Genomic DNA, 17,555 nt, shown 5'->3' on the forward strand with positions numbered 1-17,555 from the left:
GGCAACGACAGACGGCCGGCGCCCCGCGGGGCGCCGGCCGTTTCGCGTGCGGCGGGTCAGCTGTAGTAGCGGAACAGGATCTCCGCGGCACAGCAGGTCTCGCCGCTCTCGGCGAACTCCACCACCACCGACGCCTTGGCCTGCACCCCGGCGGGCTGGCCGGCGGCGGCGTCGATCGGCTTCGCCGACAGCAGGGTCGCGGCGCCCTGGATCTGCACGCCGGGCGGGAGCGGCTTGACGAACCGGACCCGGTCCAGGCCGTAGTTGACCCCCATCGAGTAGGTCTCCACCTCGAGGATGTCGGCGAGCAGCCGCGGCACCAGGGCCAGGGTCAGGAAGCCGTGCACGATCGTGGTGCCGAACGGCCCGGAACGGGCGCGGTCCACGTCGACGTGGATCCACTGGTGGTCCTTGGTGACGTCGGCGAACAGGTCCACCTGCTCCTGGGTCACCACCTGCGGCTCGCTGGCGCCGAGGTCGTGGCCGACCAGGCCGAGCAGGTCGTCGGGGGCGGGCACGGTGGTGAGACGGACGGGTCGCATGGTCACTCCGGTTGGGTGGCGAGGGCGGTGACGTGCTCGGTGAGGGTGGTCCATTCGCGGTCCCACGCGTCGGCGGCGACGACCGGCCGGGCGACCCGCAGCATCCGCCGCACCGCCGCCTCGTCCAGGGCGGCGATCCGCTCGGCGAGGGTGTCGACGTGCCGGTCGAGGTCCGCGGCGGGGACCGCCTCGCTGACCAGGCCGCGGCGCGCGGCTTCCTCGCCGGTCCAGGTCTCGCCCGCGATGAGCAGCCGCCGGGCGGCCGCCGGCCCGACGGCGAGCGGCAGCAGCACGCTGGAGCCCCAGCCGGGGACCTGGCCGACGGCGATGTGCCGGTCACCGATCCGGGCGGTGTCCGCGGCGACGGCGACGTCGCAGGCGAGCAGCAGTTCGAGGCCGCCGCCGAACGCGGCACCGTTGACGGCGGCGATCGTCGGTACACCGGCAGCCATGACGGCACGGACCAGCCTCCGGCCCCGGTCCAGGAACTTCCGCAGCGCGGTCAGGTCCCGGAGCAGCGCCGTCGCCTCGGTGAGGTCGGCGCCGGCGCAGAAGCTGCGTCCGGTGCCGGTGAGGACGAGGACGCGGATGCCGGGTTCGTCGGCCGCGGCGAGCCACTCCTCCAGGCCGGCCATGACCGCGGAGCTGCACGCGTTGCCGGCGCCGGGCCGGTCGATCCGCGCCCACAACGCCGGCCCCCGCCGGGTCACCACCACCGGCCCGGTCATGTGACGCTCACGCAGAGCTTGCCGAACGCGGCGCCGGACAGCATCCGCGTGGCCTGGGTGGCGACGTCGGCGAGGTCGACGGTGCTGTCGACGACCGGCCGGAGCCGGTGCTCGGCGACGAAGTCGAGCAGCGCCCGGAACTCCGCCAGGGACCCCGTCGTCGACCCGTGGACGGTGATCTCCCGGGCGAACAGCCGGGTCAGGTCGAGCTTCGCGGTGAAGCCGCTGGTGCCGCCGCAGACGACGATCGTCCCGCCGACGCGGGTGGAGCGGGTCGAGTGCTCGAACGTCGCGGCGCCGACGGTCTCGACGACGACGTCGGCGGGCTCCGGGATCCGCGCGCCGGTGTCGAGGGCCGCGGCGGCGCCGAGCGCCAGGGCCCGCTCCCGCTTCTGCTCGGACCGGGAGGTGACGACGACGGTGGCGCCGGCCGCGACGGCCAGGCTGACCGCGGCGGTCGCCACGCCGCCGCCGGCACCCTGCACCAGCACCACCTGCCCGGGGGCGAGGGCGGCCTTGGTGAACAGCATCCGGTACGCGGTCAGCCACGCCGTCGGCAGGCTCGCCGCCTCCGCCCAGTCCAGGTGCGCCGGGCGGGGCAGCACGTGTGCGGCGGGGACGGCGATGTGCTCGGCGAGCACGCCGTGACCGGCGTCGGGCAGCAGGGTCGCGTGCGCGACGGCCCGCCCGCCGTTCCCGCCGGTCGCGGGCAGCGCCGGGTAGACGACGACGTCCCGGCCGTCGGCGACCCCGGCGGCGTCGCTGCCGAGCACGTGCGGGCCGGTGCCCGGCTGCCGGGTGGCGCCGCGCAGCGTCCACAGGTCGTGCATGTTGAGCGCGCCGGCCCGCACGTCGACGCGGACCCAGCCGTCGGGGACCACGGGGGTGTCGAGGTCGCCGACCCGGATCGCGGCGACCGGGTCGGCCGGGGACGGCTCGGTGACGTAGGCGGCCCTCACGCGGACCCGGCCCGCTCGGTGGGACCGTTCCAGAACGTCACGTCGGCGAGGTCGGCGCGGGCGGCGGGCCGGAAGTCGAGGCCCTTGGTGTAGGCGACCGGCAGCAGCGTGATCGGCCGCCAGTCCCCGGGCAGGCCGAGCACCTCCTGCACCTGCGTCGCCTTGTGCGCCAGCGCGGTCGCCATCACCGACCCCAGCCCGCGGGAGCGCAGCGCCAGCTGGAACGACCAGGCGAACGGGAAGATCGAGCCGTAGTAGCCGGACGCGGTGCCGCCGAGCGGGCGCTGCGGGACCGGTTTGGTGCTGCACAGCACGACCAGGACCGGCACCTCCTCGAGGTGGTCGACCAGGTACTTGACCGCGGTCAGGATCCGCGCCTGCCGGGCCTGCGCCGCCGGGTCGGGCCGCACCGACGGCGACAGCCGGGTGGTCGTCGCCGCCTCACCGCCCGCGAGCGGCCCCTCGACGGTCTGGTGCCACACCTCGGTGTACAGCGCGCCGATGCGGCGTTTCAGCGCCGGGTCGTCGACCGCGACGACGCGCCAGTCCTCGAGGTTGGAGCCCATCGGCGCCTGCTGGGCCAGCCGCAGGCAGTGCTCGACGACGGCGCGGTCGACGGGCCGGGTGAAGTCCATGCGGTGCCGCACCGCGCGGGTGGTGGTCAGGACCTCGTCGATGTCGGTGATCACAGCGGGGACGCTCATGCGGTGTCCTCTCCCGTCAGGCGGTCGACGGGCTTGTCCTCGTAGGGCAGCGGGTCGCCCCACCGGTCGAGGAAGGCGACGTCGCTGACGGGCTTGCGGGCGGCGACCTTGAAGTCGGTGCCCTGGGTGTACGCGATCGGGAGCATGGTGATCTGCAGGGCGTCGTCGGGGATGCCGAGCAGCGCGGCCGCGGCGGCGGCGTGGTGCAGGTGCAGGGTGGTGATGACGGTGCCGAGCCCGCGGGCCCGCAGCGCGAGGTTGAACTGCCAGATCGCCGGATACAGCGACCCGTAGACGGCCGAGTGCGTGCCGGGGCCGCCCCTGGCCGGGTTGGGCCGGGTCGCGCACGGGATGACCAGGAACGGCGCCCGGCCGATGTGGTGCGCGAGGTGCTCGGCGCCGCCGAGGATCCGCGCGGTCCGGGCGCTGACCGCGCCGTGCTCGTCGACCCCGCCGAGGCGGCCCCGCACGATCCGGCTCTCGGCGCCCTCGGCGCTGTGCAGCGGCTTGTGCACGTACTCCAGGTAGGCGTCCAGGTACAGGCGGGCCAGCTCGGCCTTGCGGTCCGGGTCGCCGACGACGACCCAGCGCCAGTCCTCGGCGGCGCCGCCGGTCGGGGCCTGCACCGCCAGCTGGAGGCACTCGCCGATCACGTCGAGGGGCACCGGCCGGTCGTAGTCCAGCCGCAGCCGCACCGACCGGGTGGTGGTGAGGACGTGGTTGAGGTCGGTGAAGGGAAGCCCGGTCATGCTCCGACCTCCGCGTCGTAGCCCATGAGGTCGGCGATGTGCAGGGTGTCGCAGTACTCCCGGACCTGGGTGATCCCGTCCGGGGCGGTGTCCACGACCCACAGGTACCGGTTCTGGTACCTGTGCTCGCTGCCCAGGGTCGCGTCGCCGCTCGCCTCGATCGCCACGAGGGTGTCGTCGGCGACCCACCGGTGCGGGGTGACCGTGACGGCGGCGGAGGCGTAGGCGCCGGACGCGATCCTGGCGCGCATGGCGGTGAGCTTGTCGGCGATGGCGACGGTGCCGTGGAAGGGACCGTTCGCGGTGATGTCGCCGGTACGGTGCAGCCGCCCGCGCCCACGGTCCCGGCCGGAGTCGGTCCACCAGGTGGCGCCGGCGCCGAACAGCGCCGCGAAGGCGTCGACGTCGCCTCGGGCGAGGGGCGGCCACAGCGCGAGCGCCAGCTCCTCCGCCCGGCTCCGCGGCTGCTGCCCGCCGGGCCCGGGCACGTGGTCCAGGGTGGTGCGGGGCACCGGGGCGCCGGCGCCGACGACGTGCTGGGCGTGGATGGTGTCGAGGTACTCGCGCACCGACACGATCGCCCCGGCGGCGTCGACGTCGAACACGAACGCGTACCGGTTGGCGTATTCGAGGCCCGAGGCGTGCAGCCCGTGGCCCTCGACCTCGATGACGCACACGTCGGTCCCGGCGATCACCCGCCGCGGGATCTGCCGGCAGCCGGTCGGGAACGCCGTCGGGCCGAGCGACCGCATCAGCGCGAGCTTGTCGTCCATGCGCATCAGCCCGTGCAGCGGGAACCGGCCGCTGCCGCCGGGCGACACCGCCGGGTCGCCGCCGCGGCGGTCCGGTCCGGTGTCGACCCACCAGGTCGCGCCGGGCGCGCACAGCCGGGCGAGGCCGCCGAGGCTGCCCCGGTCGAGCGCGGTGACGAAGTCCATGCCTGCCCGAACCGCCCGAGTCATGGACCCTCCAATCATTCCGACTGGAAGGTATCTATCACACCGGGAGCGGCCCCCTCAAGGGTTCGCCCTGCCCATCAGGCGTACAGGCCCTCCAGGACCATGGCGCTGAACTGGCGCGCCACCTCGTCCACGCTCAGCGGGCCGCTCAGGTTGAGCCACTGGTACGCCCACGCGCACATGCCGACCAGACCGAACGTGGCGATCCGGGCGTCGACGTCCGCGCGGAACACACCCCGCGTGACGCCGTCCTGCACCATCCCGGCGAACGCCGCCTCGACCAGGTCCCGCTTGCGGGTCACCTCCGCGAACAGCTCCCCGGTCAGGTACCGCCGCTCCTGGTAGAAGATCGTCACGTGCGCCCGGTACTCGGCCACGCTGGTCAGGCTGAACCGGATCAGCTCGCGCACCCGCACCGCCGGGTCGTCGCTGCCGGCCTCGATCTGCTGGATCGCGGTGAGCTGGGCCTCCAGGTACTCCTCCTGGATGTGTCGCAGCAGGTCGTCCTTGCTCTCGAAGTGGTGGTAGAACGCACCCTTCGTCAGCTGCGCCTGGTCCGCGATCTCCTGCACCGACGTGCGGTCGAAGCCGCGCTTCTCGAACAGGTCCAGCGCGCTCGTGATCAGCGACTTGCGGGTGTTCTCCGGGTCGTACCCGTCCGGCCACCGCTGCCGGCGGCGGGTCGACTCCGGCCGGTCGGACGTCGCACGAGCCATTTACGGCCTCCTGTATCGCTGCGGAGCCCAGAGCCTACCGTCCGGTCGGAAGGTTTGCTGCTGGACCCCTCAAACTTTTCGCACAGGGTACGGCGCGAAGTGACAGCTTGCGCACCGCCTCGTGCTGTCACCTACTACAGCCTAGGACGCGGCGCTCAGAACGGGGGCTCATCGACCTGCCCCACCGGAACCGGCCAGGTCGGCCTGGGCACCGGCCGTTGCAGCACCACCACGGCGTCCTTCACCCGGCCGAGGTCGAGCAGGTAGCCCGCGAGGGCGTGAGACCCCCAACCGGAATCGTCGCGCTCGAGGACGTCGACCGCCTCCTCCGTGCGTCCGGCACCGGCGAGCAGGCCGGCGACGGTCCCGGCCGCGTAGCGCGTGTCACCCTCGGGGTGCGCCCTCGCCAGTTCGAGGGCCTCGTCGAGACGGCCGCAGCCGGCCATCAGCTCCAGCCGGATCCTGAAGAAGTCCCAATCGTCGAGGCCGAGGGCATCCAGGAAGGCCAGGCCGTCCCCGGCGCGCCCCTGAGCCGCGTAGTGCGTGCACAGCGTGTCGACGATCCAGTCGTCCCGAGACGTGGAGGCGAACTCTCGCAGCACCTCCGTCGCCTCGTCGGAACGGCCATGCCGCACCAGCAGCTCCGCGAGAGACGACGCGCCATGGAACCGCCGGGTCTCCGAGTCGCCGGGGTTGCGGTAGACGGCGATCGCGCCCTCCACGTCACCGCGCTCCTCCAGCAGCTCCGCGAGGCGCCGCGCGGCGTTCCCGTGATACTCCGTCGCCGCGTACGCCCGCAGCTCCTCGACCCGGTCGTGCCGGGCCAGCAGCTCGGCGAGCGCGTCGCGGTTGTTCATCGACGTGACCTCGCGCGTGCGCAGCACGGCGACTGCGTCGTCCACCCGGCCCTGCCGCTCTCGGATCCTGGCCAGCAGGTTGAACGCGGTGAACGGCTCCATACGGTGCTGCGGCCGACCGGCGCCCGCTTCGATGCGGGCCGTCAGCAGCGCCGCTGCCTCCTCGTCCCGGCCCGCGGCCGCGGCGGCCTCGACCAGCACGCCGGCCAGGTACCAGTCGGCGACGTGCGGCGCGAGCAACGCGAACGCCTCCCCCGCCCTCCCGTGCCGGGTCAGCAGGCCGCCGTGGAAGCGCAGCGCGTGCTCGTTCCCGGCCGCCACGAGCGGCCGGACCAGGTCGATCGCCTCGCCGATCCGGCCCTGCCCTTCCAGCAGCTCCGCCATGGACTGGACCGCCGTCCACCAGCCCGTCGCCACGAACGGCGCGAGCAGCGCCGCCGCCTGCTCCGGCCGCCTGCGGGCCAGCTCCAGCGCGCAGAACCATTCCCCGCGGCCTGCCTGCAGCTCCACCTCGCCGGTATGACCGAGCTCGATCAGGCGCGTGACCACGTCCGGCGGGATGCAGCCGGACTGCGTGCGGGTGCGGTAGTCAAGATCCTCGGCATCCACGGCGGACACTGTAGTTCGGCCGGTCAGAAGGGCGGCTCGTCGACCGGCCCGTCCGGCTCCGGCCAGGTCGGCTGCGGTACGGGCGCCTGCAGCAGCGCCACGGCCTCCTTGACCCGGCCGAGCTCGATGAGCAGCGTCGCCCGGTCGCGGACGAGGTCCGGCGCGTCCCGTTCCAGCACGGCGAGGGCCTCCTCCGTGCGGCCCGCGTCGGCCAAGATGGCGGCGACCGTCATCACCGCGAACCACGGCTCCCGCTCGGGAGCGTCGGTCCGCGCCAGGTCGACCGCCTCGTCGAGCAGGCCGCACCTGGCCATCAGGCGCAGCCGCAGCCCGAAGCACTGCCAGTCCTCGCCGCCGACGCGGGTCTTGAGCCGGTCCAGGTGGGCGAGCGCCTCGTCCGGGCGGCCGCGGTCGGTGTGGTAGCCGCACACCGCGTAGACGACGACGTCCTCCGTGCCGCCGGGGCCGTCCGCGAGTGCGTGCAGCACCTCGAGCGCCTCGTCGCCCCTGCCGTGCCGGAGCAGCAGCTCCGCCAGCGACAGCCGGACGTCACAACCCGGCCCCTCCAGCGACTGCCGGTACACGCCGACCGCGCCCTCCACGTCGCCGCGCTCCTCCAGCAGCGCCGCGAGCCGGTCCGTGGCGTGGCCCAGAACCTCGGTGGCCGCGTACGCCCGCAGCTCCTCGACCCGGTCGTGGCGGGCGAGCAGGTCGGCCAGCACGCCCGGCGGGACGTCCGCGGTGTGCAGCAGGGCGACCGCCTCGTCGACGCGGCCCTGCCGTTCCCGGATCGCGGCGAGCAGCTCCACCGCATTGTCGGGTTCCACCCGCGGGCGGCCCCACTCCGAACGGCCAGGCGTCTCGAGGCGGGCGGTCAGCAGGACGGCCGCCTCCTCGTCCCGGCCCACCACCTCGGCGACGTCGACGAGCGCCTCGGCTGCGACCCAGCCCGCGATGTGCGGCACCAGCAGGTCGAACGCCTCCTCGCCGCGGCCGTGCCGGGCGAGGAGACGGGCGACGAACGACAGTCCGACGCCGGACGCGTACGGCCGGGTCAGCGCGACCGCCTCCTCGGCCCGTCCCCAGCCGTCGAGGAGCCCCGCGACGGTCTCCGCGGCGACCCACCAGCCCGTGGCCACGAACGGGGCAAGGACCGCGAGGGCCTCCTCCTGCCGGTCCTGCCCGGCGAGGTCCCGGGCCAGGTGCAGCGCGCAGAACCACTCGCCGCGCCCCGCCTGCAGCTCCACCTCTCCGGCGTGACCGAGCTCCACCAGACGGGCGACCAGCTCCGGCGGAATGCAGCCGTCCCGCATCCGGGTGCGGTAGTCAAGATCCACGGCCCGCACCCTACGACGGCGCGCACGTCGCGTAAGGCGTCCTAGGATACTGGGTCAGGAGACCGACAGGGAGTGGATGGCGCCCGCTCGGGTGCCGAAGTACATGGCGCCCTTCCAGACTGCGGGGGTCGACTCGATGCAGCCGCCGATCTTCAGCTCCCAGAGCAGCTTCGGCTGGGCGTTGGTGTCCTTGACGTCGTAGGCGTGCATGATGCCGGAGCAGTCGCCGATGAACAGGGTGTCGTCGACGACGACCGGGGACTGCCAGGTCTCGTTGCCGGGGACGCGGAACTTCCACCGCACGGCGCCGGTGGCGCGGTCCAGGCCCATGACGTCGCCGCCGGTCGTGTCGAAGATGGCGATGTCCTTGAACAGCGCCGGCGTGCCCCAGATGCCGGCCGGCTTGCTGCCCTGGTCCTTGACCGCCCACACGACGGGATTGTCGGGCTTCGACGGGTCGAGCTTCAGCATCTGCCCGACCTGCTTGGAGCGGGCGTTGCCCTTCTCGTACTCCGAGCCGACGTACAGGAAACCGTCCTCGTCGATGACGATCGAGGCGTCGGTGTCGTCACCGGTCCAGAACCGGAACACCCGGGTCGGGGTCTTGCCGGACTTCAGGCCGCTGATGTCCCAGCCCTGCACGAGCCCGCCCGAGTTCGCGAAGTACACGACGTCCTTGTAGATCGCGACGGAGTTCTCGATCGAGACGTTGGTGTCGCCGAAGTCCTTGAGCAGCTGCTGGTCCCAGCCGGGGGTGTTGAACACCAGCTTCGGGTCGACGGTGACCTTGCCGTTGGCGTCGTATCCGCGGTTGAGCTTCACGATGTGGAACTGGCTGTTCTCGCCGCCCTCGAACAGGTAGTCGTCGATGATCAGGCCGGAGCCGTCCCAGTCGTCGTTCCACATCGTCGGCTTCACCGCGTTCGCCGACAGCTTCCACAGCTCGGTCGGCTTGCCCCGGTCCAGGGCGATGACCCGGTAGTAGTTGTCGCGGGAGCCGGAGTACAGCAGCGGGAAGCCGTCGGGGTCCATCGTGACGGTGCCCTTGATGATGTCGCCGGTCTGGAAGTCCGGGATGATCCGCTCGCCGGTGGTCGCGTCCAGGAAGTGGATGGCGCCGTCGTACGCGCCGAACACCACCCACGTCCGGCCGTCCTTCTCGAACACGGCGGGCTGGCCGGTCCAGCCGTTGCCGCACCACTGCGTCGTCTTGCCCTTGTCCTCCGACATACGGCACAGCCCGCCGGTCTTCGGGAACTGCCACTTGTGCACCGGCATCTCCCGCGGCACCGGGCCCTGCCCGTAGTAGGTGCGGGTCGGGTTGCCGCGGAACGTCAGCAGGCCCTGCACCTTCGTCCCGTACGGCTTGCCGACCATCGCCGGGTCCGACCAGCCGGTGAACGCCGGTTTCGCCGGCGACGGGGACGCCGGCTCGGCGGGCGCGCCGGTCGCGGTCACGTCCGGGGTCTCGGACGCGGTGTCGCGCAGCGCGTACGCGGCGGTGGCGACCCCACCCACAACCAGGGCCAGGGCAGCAGCGATGGAGAGGCGGAAGGCCGCCGTACGTGACATTGCGCCAGTATGTCGATCGACCGCCATGTGCGGCTCCCCCGAACGGCGCTATGGGATCCGTGCCACCGGCCTCACCCCCGGGGCACCCTCATTGCGGTTTTTCGAAATGCTGGTAATCCACGCCGGTTTTCCAGGCGCCTCCCCAGGCGAACCCCTCCGCCTTGAACGCGGTCACGACCACGTCGCCGGCCACGATCATGCCGGGTCTGACATTACGCCGGTCCAGGTACTCCTTGCCGGCGGACGGCATGATCTGCTTCCCCGGCAGGTACGGGTTCTCCACCGTGTTGACGTCGATCGCGCGGCCGTACGCGTGGTTGGACCAGTGCGTGGTGTTCGGGACGTTGCGGCAGTTGAACGCCGACGTGTTGTCCGCCGCCATGGACGCGTCGTCGCTGCCGCCGTACGCCTCGATCGTCTGCATGCTCCGGATCGGGAACCGCGCCGCGTAGAGCCGGCCGAAGACCCGCACGACCGCGTCGGCGATCGCGCGGTGCACGACCAGCTCACCGACCCTGGCGGTGCCGTCGAAGCCGACGTAGGACAGGCGCAGCAGCCGCAGGTCGTCGAGGCCGACGGGGCAGCCGGGCCGCCACGACACACCGGTCATCCGCTGCCGCGCCTCGGCGGACAGCACCTCGACCGTGCCGACGAAGGCGGGTGTACCGGCGGCACTCGGCGACGCGGCAGACGGCGCGGCGGTCGACGGGCTCGCCGCGACGGCCGGTGACGGCGGCGCACCGCTCGCGGCGGTGCCCCCGGAGCCGCCGCCGCAGCCCGCGAGCACGCCCAGGACCAGCGCCGACGCCAGCGCCGACTGCACGGCGGCGGCGACCGGGCGGGTGCGGGAACGGGTGCGCATGCGGCCGATACTATGTGTCGTGCCGGTTGACCAGCGCAGACGACGCGCCCCAAAGGCCCTGCTCACGCTCGCCACGCTGGTGCTGGTGCTCACGGCGTGCGGTGGGAAGCCCTCCCGGTCCGCGCAGCCGGAGTCGAGCCCGTCCGCGTCGGAGGCCGCAGAGCCGCCCCTGGAGGCCGAGACGGCACCGGTGGCGGCGTCACCGTCGGTACCGGCGTCACCGTCGGCGTCGGTGTCGAAGAAGCCGTCGCCGTCGAAGACCGCCGCCGCGGCGGTCGCGGCGAACGACGCGTCGCGGCTCAAGACGCTGCCGTCCGGCACGACACAGGTCGTGATCGTGCAGGCGGCGAGCGCCTCCGCGACCACGGCGAGCCTGCAGGCCTACGCGAAGACCGGCGGGGCGTGGCAGCCGGCGCTGCCGGCGATGACCGCGAAGATCGGCGCCAACGGGTTCAGCGGCGCCAAGCGCGAGGGCGACAAGACGACCCCGACCGGCGTGTTCGGCTTCGACGGCACCATGTACGGCATCTCCGCCAACCCGGGCGTGAAGTACACCTACCACCGGGTCGTGCAGGACGACTGGTGGGACGAGAACAGCGACTCCCCCGGCTACAACACGTTCCACCACGGCGCGAACCCCGGCGGGCCGAGCGAGCCGCTGTGGCAGATCAGCCCGCAGTACAACCACTTCGCGGTGATCCGCTACAACATGCCGGCGACGCCGGGCCGCGGGTCCGGCATCTTCCTGCACGTCACCAACGGCAACCCGACGCTCGGCTGCGTCGCGCTGCCCACCGGTGACCTGGTGGCGCTGCTGCGGTGGCTGAACCCGGCGGCGAACCCGCGGATCGTGCTGTCGCCGACCGGCCAGCTGTCGCGGTACTGAACCGGTCAGCTCACGTGGGCGGTGCCGCAGCCGGGGCAGGCGAAGAGGTGCACGTCGGTGGTGAGGCGCAGGCCCGTCGGGCGCTCGTGCGCGTCGCCGTCGGGGGCGGACCAGTCCAGGTCCTGCTCCTCGATGGGGATCCAGTGGAACGACTCGTCGTCGTACTCGTGATCGGAGATGACCAGGAGCAGGTCGCTCGGGGTGCCGCAGTGCGGGCACGGGAACTCGCCGGCCCGGCGCGGGTAGCCGCCGACCTTCCAGCCGGGCGCGACGAACCCGGCCGCGACACCCGGCGGCATGCGGTCGCGGACGGCCGGCGGCAGCGCGTCGGCGCACGGGTAGTCGGTGACCTGCTCCGGGTGCAGCAGGCACGGCGCAGGCAGCCAGCCGGCGTGCTGGACGTCGCCCTGCGGCGGGTCGGTCAGCAGGTCCGCGGGCAGGTCGGCGGCGCGCCGGTGGCGGATCTGCACGGCGGGGCCGGCGGCGTTGCGCAGGTGCTCGACGGGGCACCACAGGACCTGCAGGACGTCGAAGGTGTCGCCGTGCGGGTCGGTGCGGGGCAGGTCGGGGACGTCCGACGCCCACAGCTGGGCGAGCGGGACCAGCGGGTTCGGCCGGGCGTGCGGGCGGCCGTCGCGCAGCTCATGCGTGCACAGCGGCCACGGCTCGTCCGCCGGCCACACCAGGGGCCCGCCGACGTGGCTGTCCCCCGCCCTGGGCGGGTGGACGGCGGCATCGGGCACCCTGGCGGCGTGCGGCGCGCCGGCGTCGGCCACACCGAAAGGGGCGCCGGCCGGGCGGGCAGCGGCGCCAGGCGCCCAAGAACCAGCACCGGGCGGGCCGGCGGTGGCACGGCGCGGGTGCAGGCGGGTCGCGGTCCGGCCGAGCGCGGTCAGCTCCGGGAACTCGGCAAGGATCTCCGGCGCGAACGGCGGAGTGATCATGATCTCGAGGATAGCCACGGCGAATGGAGCGAAGCGGAAACAACGCTCAGGTTTCACGATCTACGCAACCAGTTGGCAACCGAATCCGGAGATGATCATGTCGGCGGGAGCGGTTGCGTCGACGTTGCGCAATTGTTACCGCCAACAACATTTTCGAAATCGCAGTGGACTTGTGCCCACCGGCCACGGAGGAATACGTTGCCGGACACAACAATCACCGTCGTCCCGAAGACACCCCGACGGTGCCCCCGCCCCCGAAACCCCCCAGCGCCCTGAGGCGCATATCCGAAAGGACCCGTGCAATGCGCAGAGGGATCCTCTCCCTGTTGGCGGTCGGCGTCCTCGCCACCGGCGGTCTCACCGCCTGCGGCGACGACAAGGCCGCCGATCCCGGCAGCGGCGGCAACGCCAAGAAGCCGAAGATCGGCGTGATCCTGCCTGACAGCAAGTCCTCGGCCCGCTGGGAGACCGCGGACCGCAAATACCTCGAGGCGGCGTTCAAGACCGCCGGCGTCGACTACGACATCCAGAACGCGCAGAACGACAAGGCCGCGTTCCAGACCATCGCCGAGCAGATGATCACGGGCGGCGTCAACGTCCTCATGATCGTCAACCTGGACTCCGGCACCGGCAAGGCCGTGCTGGACAAGGCCAAGGCCGCCGGCGTCGCCACCATCGACTACGACCGGCTCACGCTGGGCGGCTCGGCGGCGTACTACGTCAGCTTTGACAACGTCGCGGTCGGCAAGCTGCAGGGTGAGGGCCTCGTCAAGTGCCTCACCGACGCGAAGGCCACCAAGCCGGTCATCGCCGAGCTCAACGGCTCCCAGACCGACAACAACGCGACCCTGTTCAAGCAGGGCTACGACGGCGTGCTCAAGGCCAAGTACGACAGCGCCGAGTACGTGAAGGGCCCGGACCAGTGGGTCGCGGAGTGGGACAACACCACCGCCGGCACGGTCTTCGAGCAGATGCTGACCTCGACGCCGAACATCGCGGGCGTCCTGGCCGCCAACGACGGCCTCGGCAACGCCGCGATCAACGTCCTCAAGAAGCAGAAGCTCAACGGCAAGGTCCCGGTGACCGGCCAGGACGCGACCGTCCAGGGCCTGCAGAACATCCTCAACAGTGACCAGTGCATGACCGTCTACAAGGCCGTCAAGCAGGAGGCCGACGCCGCCGCCAAGCTCGCCATCGGCCTGGCCAAGGGCGAGAAGGGCGCCACCTCCCAGAAGGTGACCGACCCCGAGGGCAAGCGTGAGGTCGACGCCGTGCTGCTGACCCCGAAGTCGATCACGAAGGACAACGTGAAGGACGTCGTCGACGACGGCTATGTCACGGTCGCCGAGCTGTGCACCGGCGACTTCGCCGCCAAGTGCGCCACGGCGGGCATCAAGTAGCACCCAGCCGAACGGCCCGGTGTCCGCGTTCCCCCCAGCGCGGACACCGGGCCTGCGCGCTGCCATCACCACCGTCGTCGGACATGCAAGAAGGAGCATCGTGACCGACACACCTCTGCTGGAGGTCCGTGGGCTCAACAAGAGCTTCGGACCGGTCCAGGTCCTGCGTGACGTGGACTTCTCCGCGTACGCGGGCCAGGTCACCGCCCTCGTCGGCGACAACGGCGCCGGAAAGTCCACCCTGGTCAAGTGCCTCGGCGGGATCTACTCGATCGACTCGGGCGAGTACCTGTTCGACGGCAAGCCGGTGAGCGTCCACGGGCCGCGCGACGCCGCCGCGCTCGGGGTCGACATCGTCTACCAGGACCTCGCGCTCTGCGACAACCTCGACATCGTCCAGAACATGTTCCTCGGCCGCGAGATCAAGAGCGGCATCGTCCTGGACGACATCACGATGGAGCAGCGCGCCGCGGAGACCCTCGCGGGGCTGTCGGTGCGCACCGTCAAGTCGGTCCGCCAGCACGTGTCGAGCCTGTCCGGCGGCCAGCGGCAGACGGTCGCGATCGCCAAGGCCGTACTGTGGAACAACCGCCTCGTCGTGCTCGACGAGCCGACCGCCGCGCTCGGCGTCGCGCAGACCGCCCAGGTCCTGGAGCTGGTGCGGCGCCTCGCCGACAACGGCCTCGCCGTCGTGCTCATCTCGCACAACATGAACGACGTGTTCGCGGTCGCCGACCGCATCGCCGCCCTGTACCTCGGCCAGATGTGTGCCCAGGTGAGCGCGACCGACGTGACCCACTCCCAGGTCGTGGAGCTCATCACCGCCGGTCGCAGCGGCGACCTCGGCCTGCGCAAGAACGGAGCGACGGCATGACCGTGTCCACCGTGCCGCCGGAGGAGAAGTCGACCGACGGCCAGCCCGCGTCCCTCGGCCTCTACGTGCGCACGTACCTGGCGAAGGTCCGCGGCGGCGACATGGGCGCGCTGCCGGCCATCCTCGGCCTGATCGCGCTCACGATCATCTTCTCGGTCGCCCGGCCGGTGTTCTTCAGCGCCGCGAACTTCGCCAACCTGCTCTCCCAGGGCGCCGCCGTCACGGTCATCGCCATGGGCCTGGTGTTCGTGCTGCTGCTCGGCGAGATCGACCTGTCCGCGGGGTACGCCAGCGGTGTCTGCGCCGCGGTCCTGGCGACCCTGCTCACCACGCACGGGTTCCCCTGGTACGTGGCGATCCTCGGCGCCGTCGTGACCGGTGTCGCCATCGGCCTCGTCATCGGCCTGCTGGTGTCGAAGATCGGCATCCCGTCGTTCGTGGTGACCCTGGCCGCGTTCCTCGCCTTCCAGGGCGCGGTGCTGCTGCTCATCAAGGGCGGCACGATCATCTCGGTCGACGACCCGACCATCAAGATGATCAACTTTGACGGCCGGTTCACCCCGTTGCAGGGCTGGATCCTGTACGGCGTGACGATCGCCGCCCTGACCGCGCTGCAGCTGTGGAAGCGCACCAGCCGCGCCCGCCGCGGGCTCGCCGTCGAGCCGATGTCGGTGATCGCGCTGCGCGTCGGCTCGATCGCCGCGCTCATGGGCGTCGGCGTCTACGTGCTCAACCTCGAGCGCGGCCGCAACATCCTGTTCTCGCAGAAGGGCGTGCCGATGGTCGTCCTGCTCATCGGCATCCTGCTGGTGATCTGGACGTTCGTGCTCAGCCGCACCGCCTACGGCCGGCACCTGTACGCGGTCGGCGGCAACAAGGAGGCGGCCCGCCGGGCCGGCATCAACGTCGACGCGATCCGCATCTCCGTCTTCGTCATCTGCTCCGGCATGGCCGCCGTCGGCGGTATCATCGCCGCGTCCCGGCAGGCGTCCGTCGACCCCAACACCGGCGGCAGCAACGTGCTGCTCTACGCCGTCGGCGCCGCCGTCATCGGCGGCACCAGCCTCTTCGGCGGCAAGGGCCGGGTCCTGGACGCCGTCCTCGGCGGCGCGGTCGTCGCCGTCATCGAGAACGGCATGGGCCTCATGCAGTACAGCGCCGGGCAGAAGTTCATCGTCACCGGTGTCGTGCTGCTCGCCGCCGCCGGCATCGACGCCCTGTCCCGCCGCCGGGCCGCATCAGCCGGGCTGAGATAGCCGCGCCGTCCCGCCGGTCGGAACAGCTGCCAGAACGGCTCTGGTCCGGCCAGCGGGACGGCCGTACGGTAAGCGGCAGCCATCAACGAGAAAGTCGAGCATGCGCGTCGGCCCCAGCCAGGAGGAGATCCGCAGGAGCAACCTCGGTGCTCTCCTGCGCTCCGTGCACCTCCACGGCGCCATGTCCCGCGCCGACCTGACCACGAGCCTGGGACTCAACCGCAGCACGATCGGCGCGCTCACCGCCGACCTCGCGGCGGCCGGGCTCGTCAGCGAAGGCGTCCCCCGCGAGCAGCGCGGCCGCGCCGGCCGGCCCTCCCTGGTCGTGCGGCCCGAGTCGGAGCACGTGTACGTGTTCGCGTTCGCCGTCGAGGTCGACCGGATCGTCGCCGCCCGCGTCGGGCTCGGCGGGGTCGTGCTCGACCGGCACGCCGCCGTCCGGGAACGCGGCGACCGCAGCGCCGCCCAGGTCGTCGCGCCGATCGCGGACTTCGTCCGGAAGATGCAGAAGGCCGCCCCGCCCGGGGCGAGGCTCGTCGGCAACGCCGCGGCGGTCTCCGCCATGGTGCGCCGCGAGGACGGGTTCGTCCGGCTCGGCCCCGAGCTCGGCTGGGTCGACCAGCCGCTCGGCGAGGCCCTCGCCGACGTCATCATCAGCACCGGCGTCGACCTGTTCCCCGCCACCGGCGTGCGCACCGCCCCGGCGGGCATCGTCCCCGCGCAGCGCACGCCGCAGGCCCGCGACCTGGTCGACCCGTCCGGCGCGCTGACCCGGTCCGCGCAGCCCACCGGTACCGACGCCGCCGACGACACCGACGAGGACTTCGGCGAGACGGACGGTCCCGAACCGGCGCCGACCCGGGCGCTGGTGCAGGTGCGCAACAACGCCGACCTGGCCGCGCTCGCCGAACACGCCCGCGGCGCCGCCGTCGGCTGCGACAACGTCGTCTACCTCTACGGCGACGCGGGCGTCGGCGGCGGCATCATCGCCGCCGGGCGCCCCGTCACCGGTCACGGCGGCTACGGCGGCGAGGTCGGGCACATGGTCGTCAACCCCGCCGGCAAACCGTGCAGCTGCGGCTCCCACGGCTGCTGGGAGACCGAGATCGGCGAGCACGCGCTGCTCGCCGCCGCCGGCCGCAACCCGTCGTCCGGGCGCGACGGCATCCTCGCCGTCGTCGACGCGGCCGGGCGCGGCGACGCCTCGGCGCAGGCGGCGGTCCGGCAGGTCGGCGACTGGCTCGGCTTCGGCGTGGCGAACCTCGTCAACATCTTCAACCCGGAGATGGTGATCTTCGGAGGCACGCTGCGGGAGGTGTACCTCGCATCCGCCGCACAGGTGCGCAGCCGCCTCAACCGCAACGCGCTGCCCGCCTGCCGCGAGCACGTCCGGCTGCGGACCCCGGTCCTCGGCGAGGACGCCGCCCTGCTCGGCGCCGCCGAGCTCGCGTTCGAGCCGCTCTTCGCCGACCCCCTGGATTTCGCGTAACCAGTAATTCCGTAATTCCGGGTGCGGTGCGGTTGCCGGGCCCCGCGACGCCTCAGCTCTCCTGCCCGTCACCCGATCTTTCCGGCACTGGACGGGAACCGCGACGGGAGGC

General features: G+C 72.4%; 17 protein-coding genes. 5 read left to right on the forward strand and 12 right to left on the reverse strand.

Annotated elements, in window-relative coordinates; translation table 11 throughout:
- Window positions 1–56 precede the first annotated feature (56 nt).
- The 11 genes from AB0J72_RS49855 to AB0J72_RS49905 all read right to left on the reverse strand — a co-directional run bounded on the left by AB0J72_RS49855 (window position 57) and on the right by AB0J72_RS49905 (window position 10,594).
- A complete protein-coding gene (locus tag AB0J72_RS49855) occupies window positions 57–542 on the reverse strand; it encodes a MaoC family dehydratase (RefSeq protein WP_363413212.1) in 486 nt (161 codons plus the stop codon).
- 2 nt (window positions 543–544) lie between these two features.
- Window positions 545–1,270 (reverse strand): enoyl-CoA hydratase/isomerase family protein, encoded by a 726-nt coding sequence (locus AB0J72_RS49860; protein ID WP_363413215.1) that lies wholly within the window; start codon window positions 1,268–1,270, stop codon window positions 545–547.
- Complete coding sequence (locus tag AB0J72_RS49865; RefSeq protein WP_363413218.1) at window positions 1,267–2,229, reverse strand: zinc-binding dehydrogenase; 963 nt, start codon at window positions 2,227–2,229, stop codon at window positions 1,267–1,269. Before AB0J72_RS49865 ends, AB0J72_RS49860 begins: the two co-directional genes overlap by 4 nt.
- Window positions 2,226–2,933, reverse strand: a complete 708-nt coding sequence (locus AB0J72_RS49870; RefSeq protein WP_363413221.1) for a nitroreductase family protein — start codon at window positions 2,931–2,933, stop codon at window positions 2,226–2,228. The genes AB0J72_RS49865 and AB0J72_RS49870 overlap by 4 nt, the downstream gene beginning before the upstream one ends.
- On the reverse strand, window positions 2,930–3,682 hold the full coding sequence (locus AB0J72_RS49875) for a nitroreductase family protein (RefSeq protein WP_363413224.1): 753 nt from the start codon (window positions 3,680–3,682) through the stop codon (window positions 2,930–2,932). The genes AB0J72_RS49870 and AB0J72_RS49875 overlap by 4 nt, the downstream gene beginning before the upstream one ends.
- Window positions 3,679–4,644 (reverse strand): hypothetical protein, encoded by a 966-nt coding sequence (locus tag AB0J72_RS49880; protein ID WP_363413227.1) that lies wholly within the window; start codon window positions 4,642–4,644, stop codon window positions 3,679–3,681. The genes AB0J72_RS49875 and AB0J72_RS49880 overlap by 4 nt, the downstream gene beginning before the upstream one ends.
- A gap of 74 nt (window positions 4,645–4,718) precedes the next feature.
- Complete coding sequence (locus tag AB0J72_RS49885) at window positions 4,719–5,357, reverse strand: TetR/AcrR family transcriptional regulator (protein ID WP_363413230.1); 639 nt, start codon at window positions 5,355–5,357, stop codon at window positions 4,719–4,721.
- 155 nt (window positions 5,358–5,512) lie between these two features.
- A complete protein-coding gene (locus AB0J72_RS49890) occupies window positions 5,513–6,823 on the reverse strand; it encodes a hypothetical protein (protein ID WP_363413233.1) in 1,311 nt (436 codons plus the stop codon).
- Between the two features lie 23 nt (window positions 6,824–6,846).
- Window positions 6,847–8,160: a hypothetical protein gene (locus AB0J72_RS49895; RefSeq protein ID WP_363413236.1), complete on the reverse strand. Its 1,314-nt coding sequence runs from the start codon at window positions 8,158–8,160 to the stop codon at window positions 6,847–6,849.
- 54 nt (window positions 8,161–8,214) lie between these two features.
- Complete coding sequence (locus tag AB0J72_RS49900) at window positions 8,215–9,732, reverse strand: PQQ-binding-like beta-propeller repeat protein (protein WP_363413239.1); 1,518 nt, start codon at window positions 9,730–9,732, stop codon at window positions 8,215–8,217.
- Between the two features lie 88 nt (window positions 9,733–9,820).
- On the reverse strand, window positions 9,821–10,594 hold the full coding sequence (locus tag AB0J72_RS49905) for a M15 family metallopeptidase (RefSeq protein WP_363413242.1): 774 nt from the start codon (window positions 10,592–10,594) through the stop codon (window positions 9,821–9,823).
- A gap of 19 nt (window positions 10,595–10,613) precedes the next feature.
- Here AB0J72_RS49905 and AB0J72_RS49910 point away from each other — a divergent pair, with 19 nt between their 5' ends.
- Entirely contained in the window at window positions 10,614–11,480 is an 867-nt protein-coding gene (locus AB0J72_RS49910; protein WP_363413245.1) for a L,D-transpeptidase family protein, read from the forward strand.
- A gap of 5 nt (window positions 11,481–11,485) precedes the next feature.
- Here the strand turns inward: AB0J72_RS49910 and AB0J72_RS49915 are convergent, their stop codons facing one another.
- Window positions 11,486–12,424, reverse strand: a complete 939-nt coding sequence (locus tag AB0J72_RS49915) for a hypothetical protein (protein ID WP_363413248.1) — start codon at window positions 12,422–12,424, stop codon at window positions 11,486–11,488.
- 302 nt (window positions 12,425–12,726) lie between these two features.
- Between AB0J72_RS49915 and AB0J72_RS49920 the strand changes: the two genes are divergently transcribed.
- From AB0J72_RS49920 to AB0J72_RS49935, 4 genes are all read left to right on the forward strand, one after another.
- The gene (locus AB0J72_RS49920) at window positions 12,727–13,824 is read left to right on the forward strand and encodes a substrate-binding domain-containing protein (protein ID WP_363413251.1); all 1,098 of its coding nucleotides are present in this window, start codon (window positions 12,727–12,729) and stop codon (window positions 13,822–13,824) included.
- A gap of 100 nt (window positions 13,825–13,924) precedes the next feature.
- Complete coding sequence (locus AB0J72_RS49925; protein WP_363413253.1) at window positions 13,925–14,698, forward strand: ATP-binding cassette domain-containing protein; 774 nt, start codon at window positions 13,925–13,927, stop codon at window positions 14,696–14,698.
- On the forward strand, window positions 14,695–15,954 hold the full coding sequence (locus AB0J72_RS49930) for an ABC transporter permease (RefSeq protein ID WP_363413256.1): 1,260 nt from the start codon (window positions 14,695–14,697) through the stop codon (window positions 15,952–15,954). Before AB0J72_RS49925 ends, AB0J72_RS49930 begins: the two co-directional genes overlap by 4 nt.
- Before the next feature lie 100 nt (window positions 15,955–16,054).
- Entirely contained in the window at window positions 16,055–17,443 is a 1,389-nt protein-coding gene (locus AB0J72_RS49935; protein WP_363413259.1) for an ROK family protein, read from the forward strand.
- Window positions 17,444–17,555: the final 112 nt, after the last annotated feature.

Origin of the sequence: Dactylosporangium sp. NPDC049742 (assembly GCF_040674675.1) — a bacterium.
Lineage (GTDB): Bacteria > Actinomycetota > Actinomycetes > Mycobacteriales > Micromonosporaceae > Dactylosporangium > Dactylosporangium maewongense.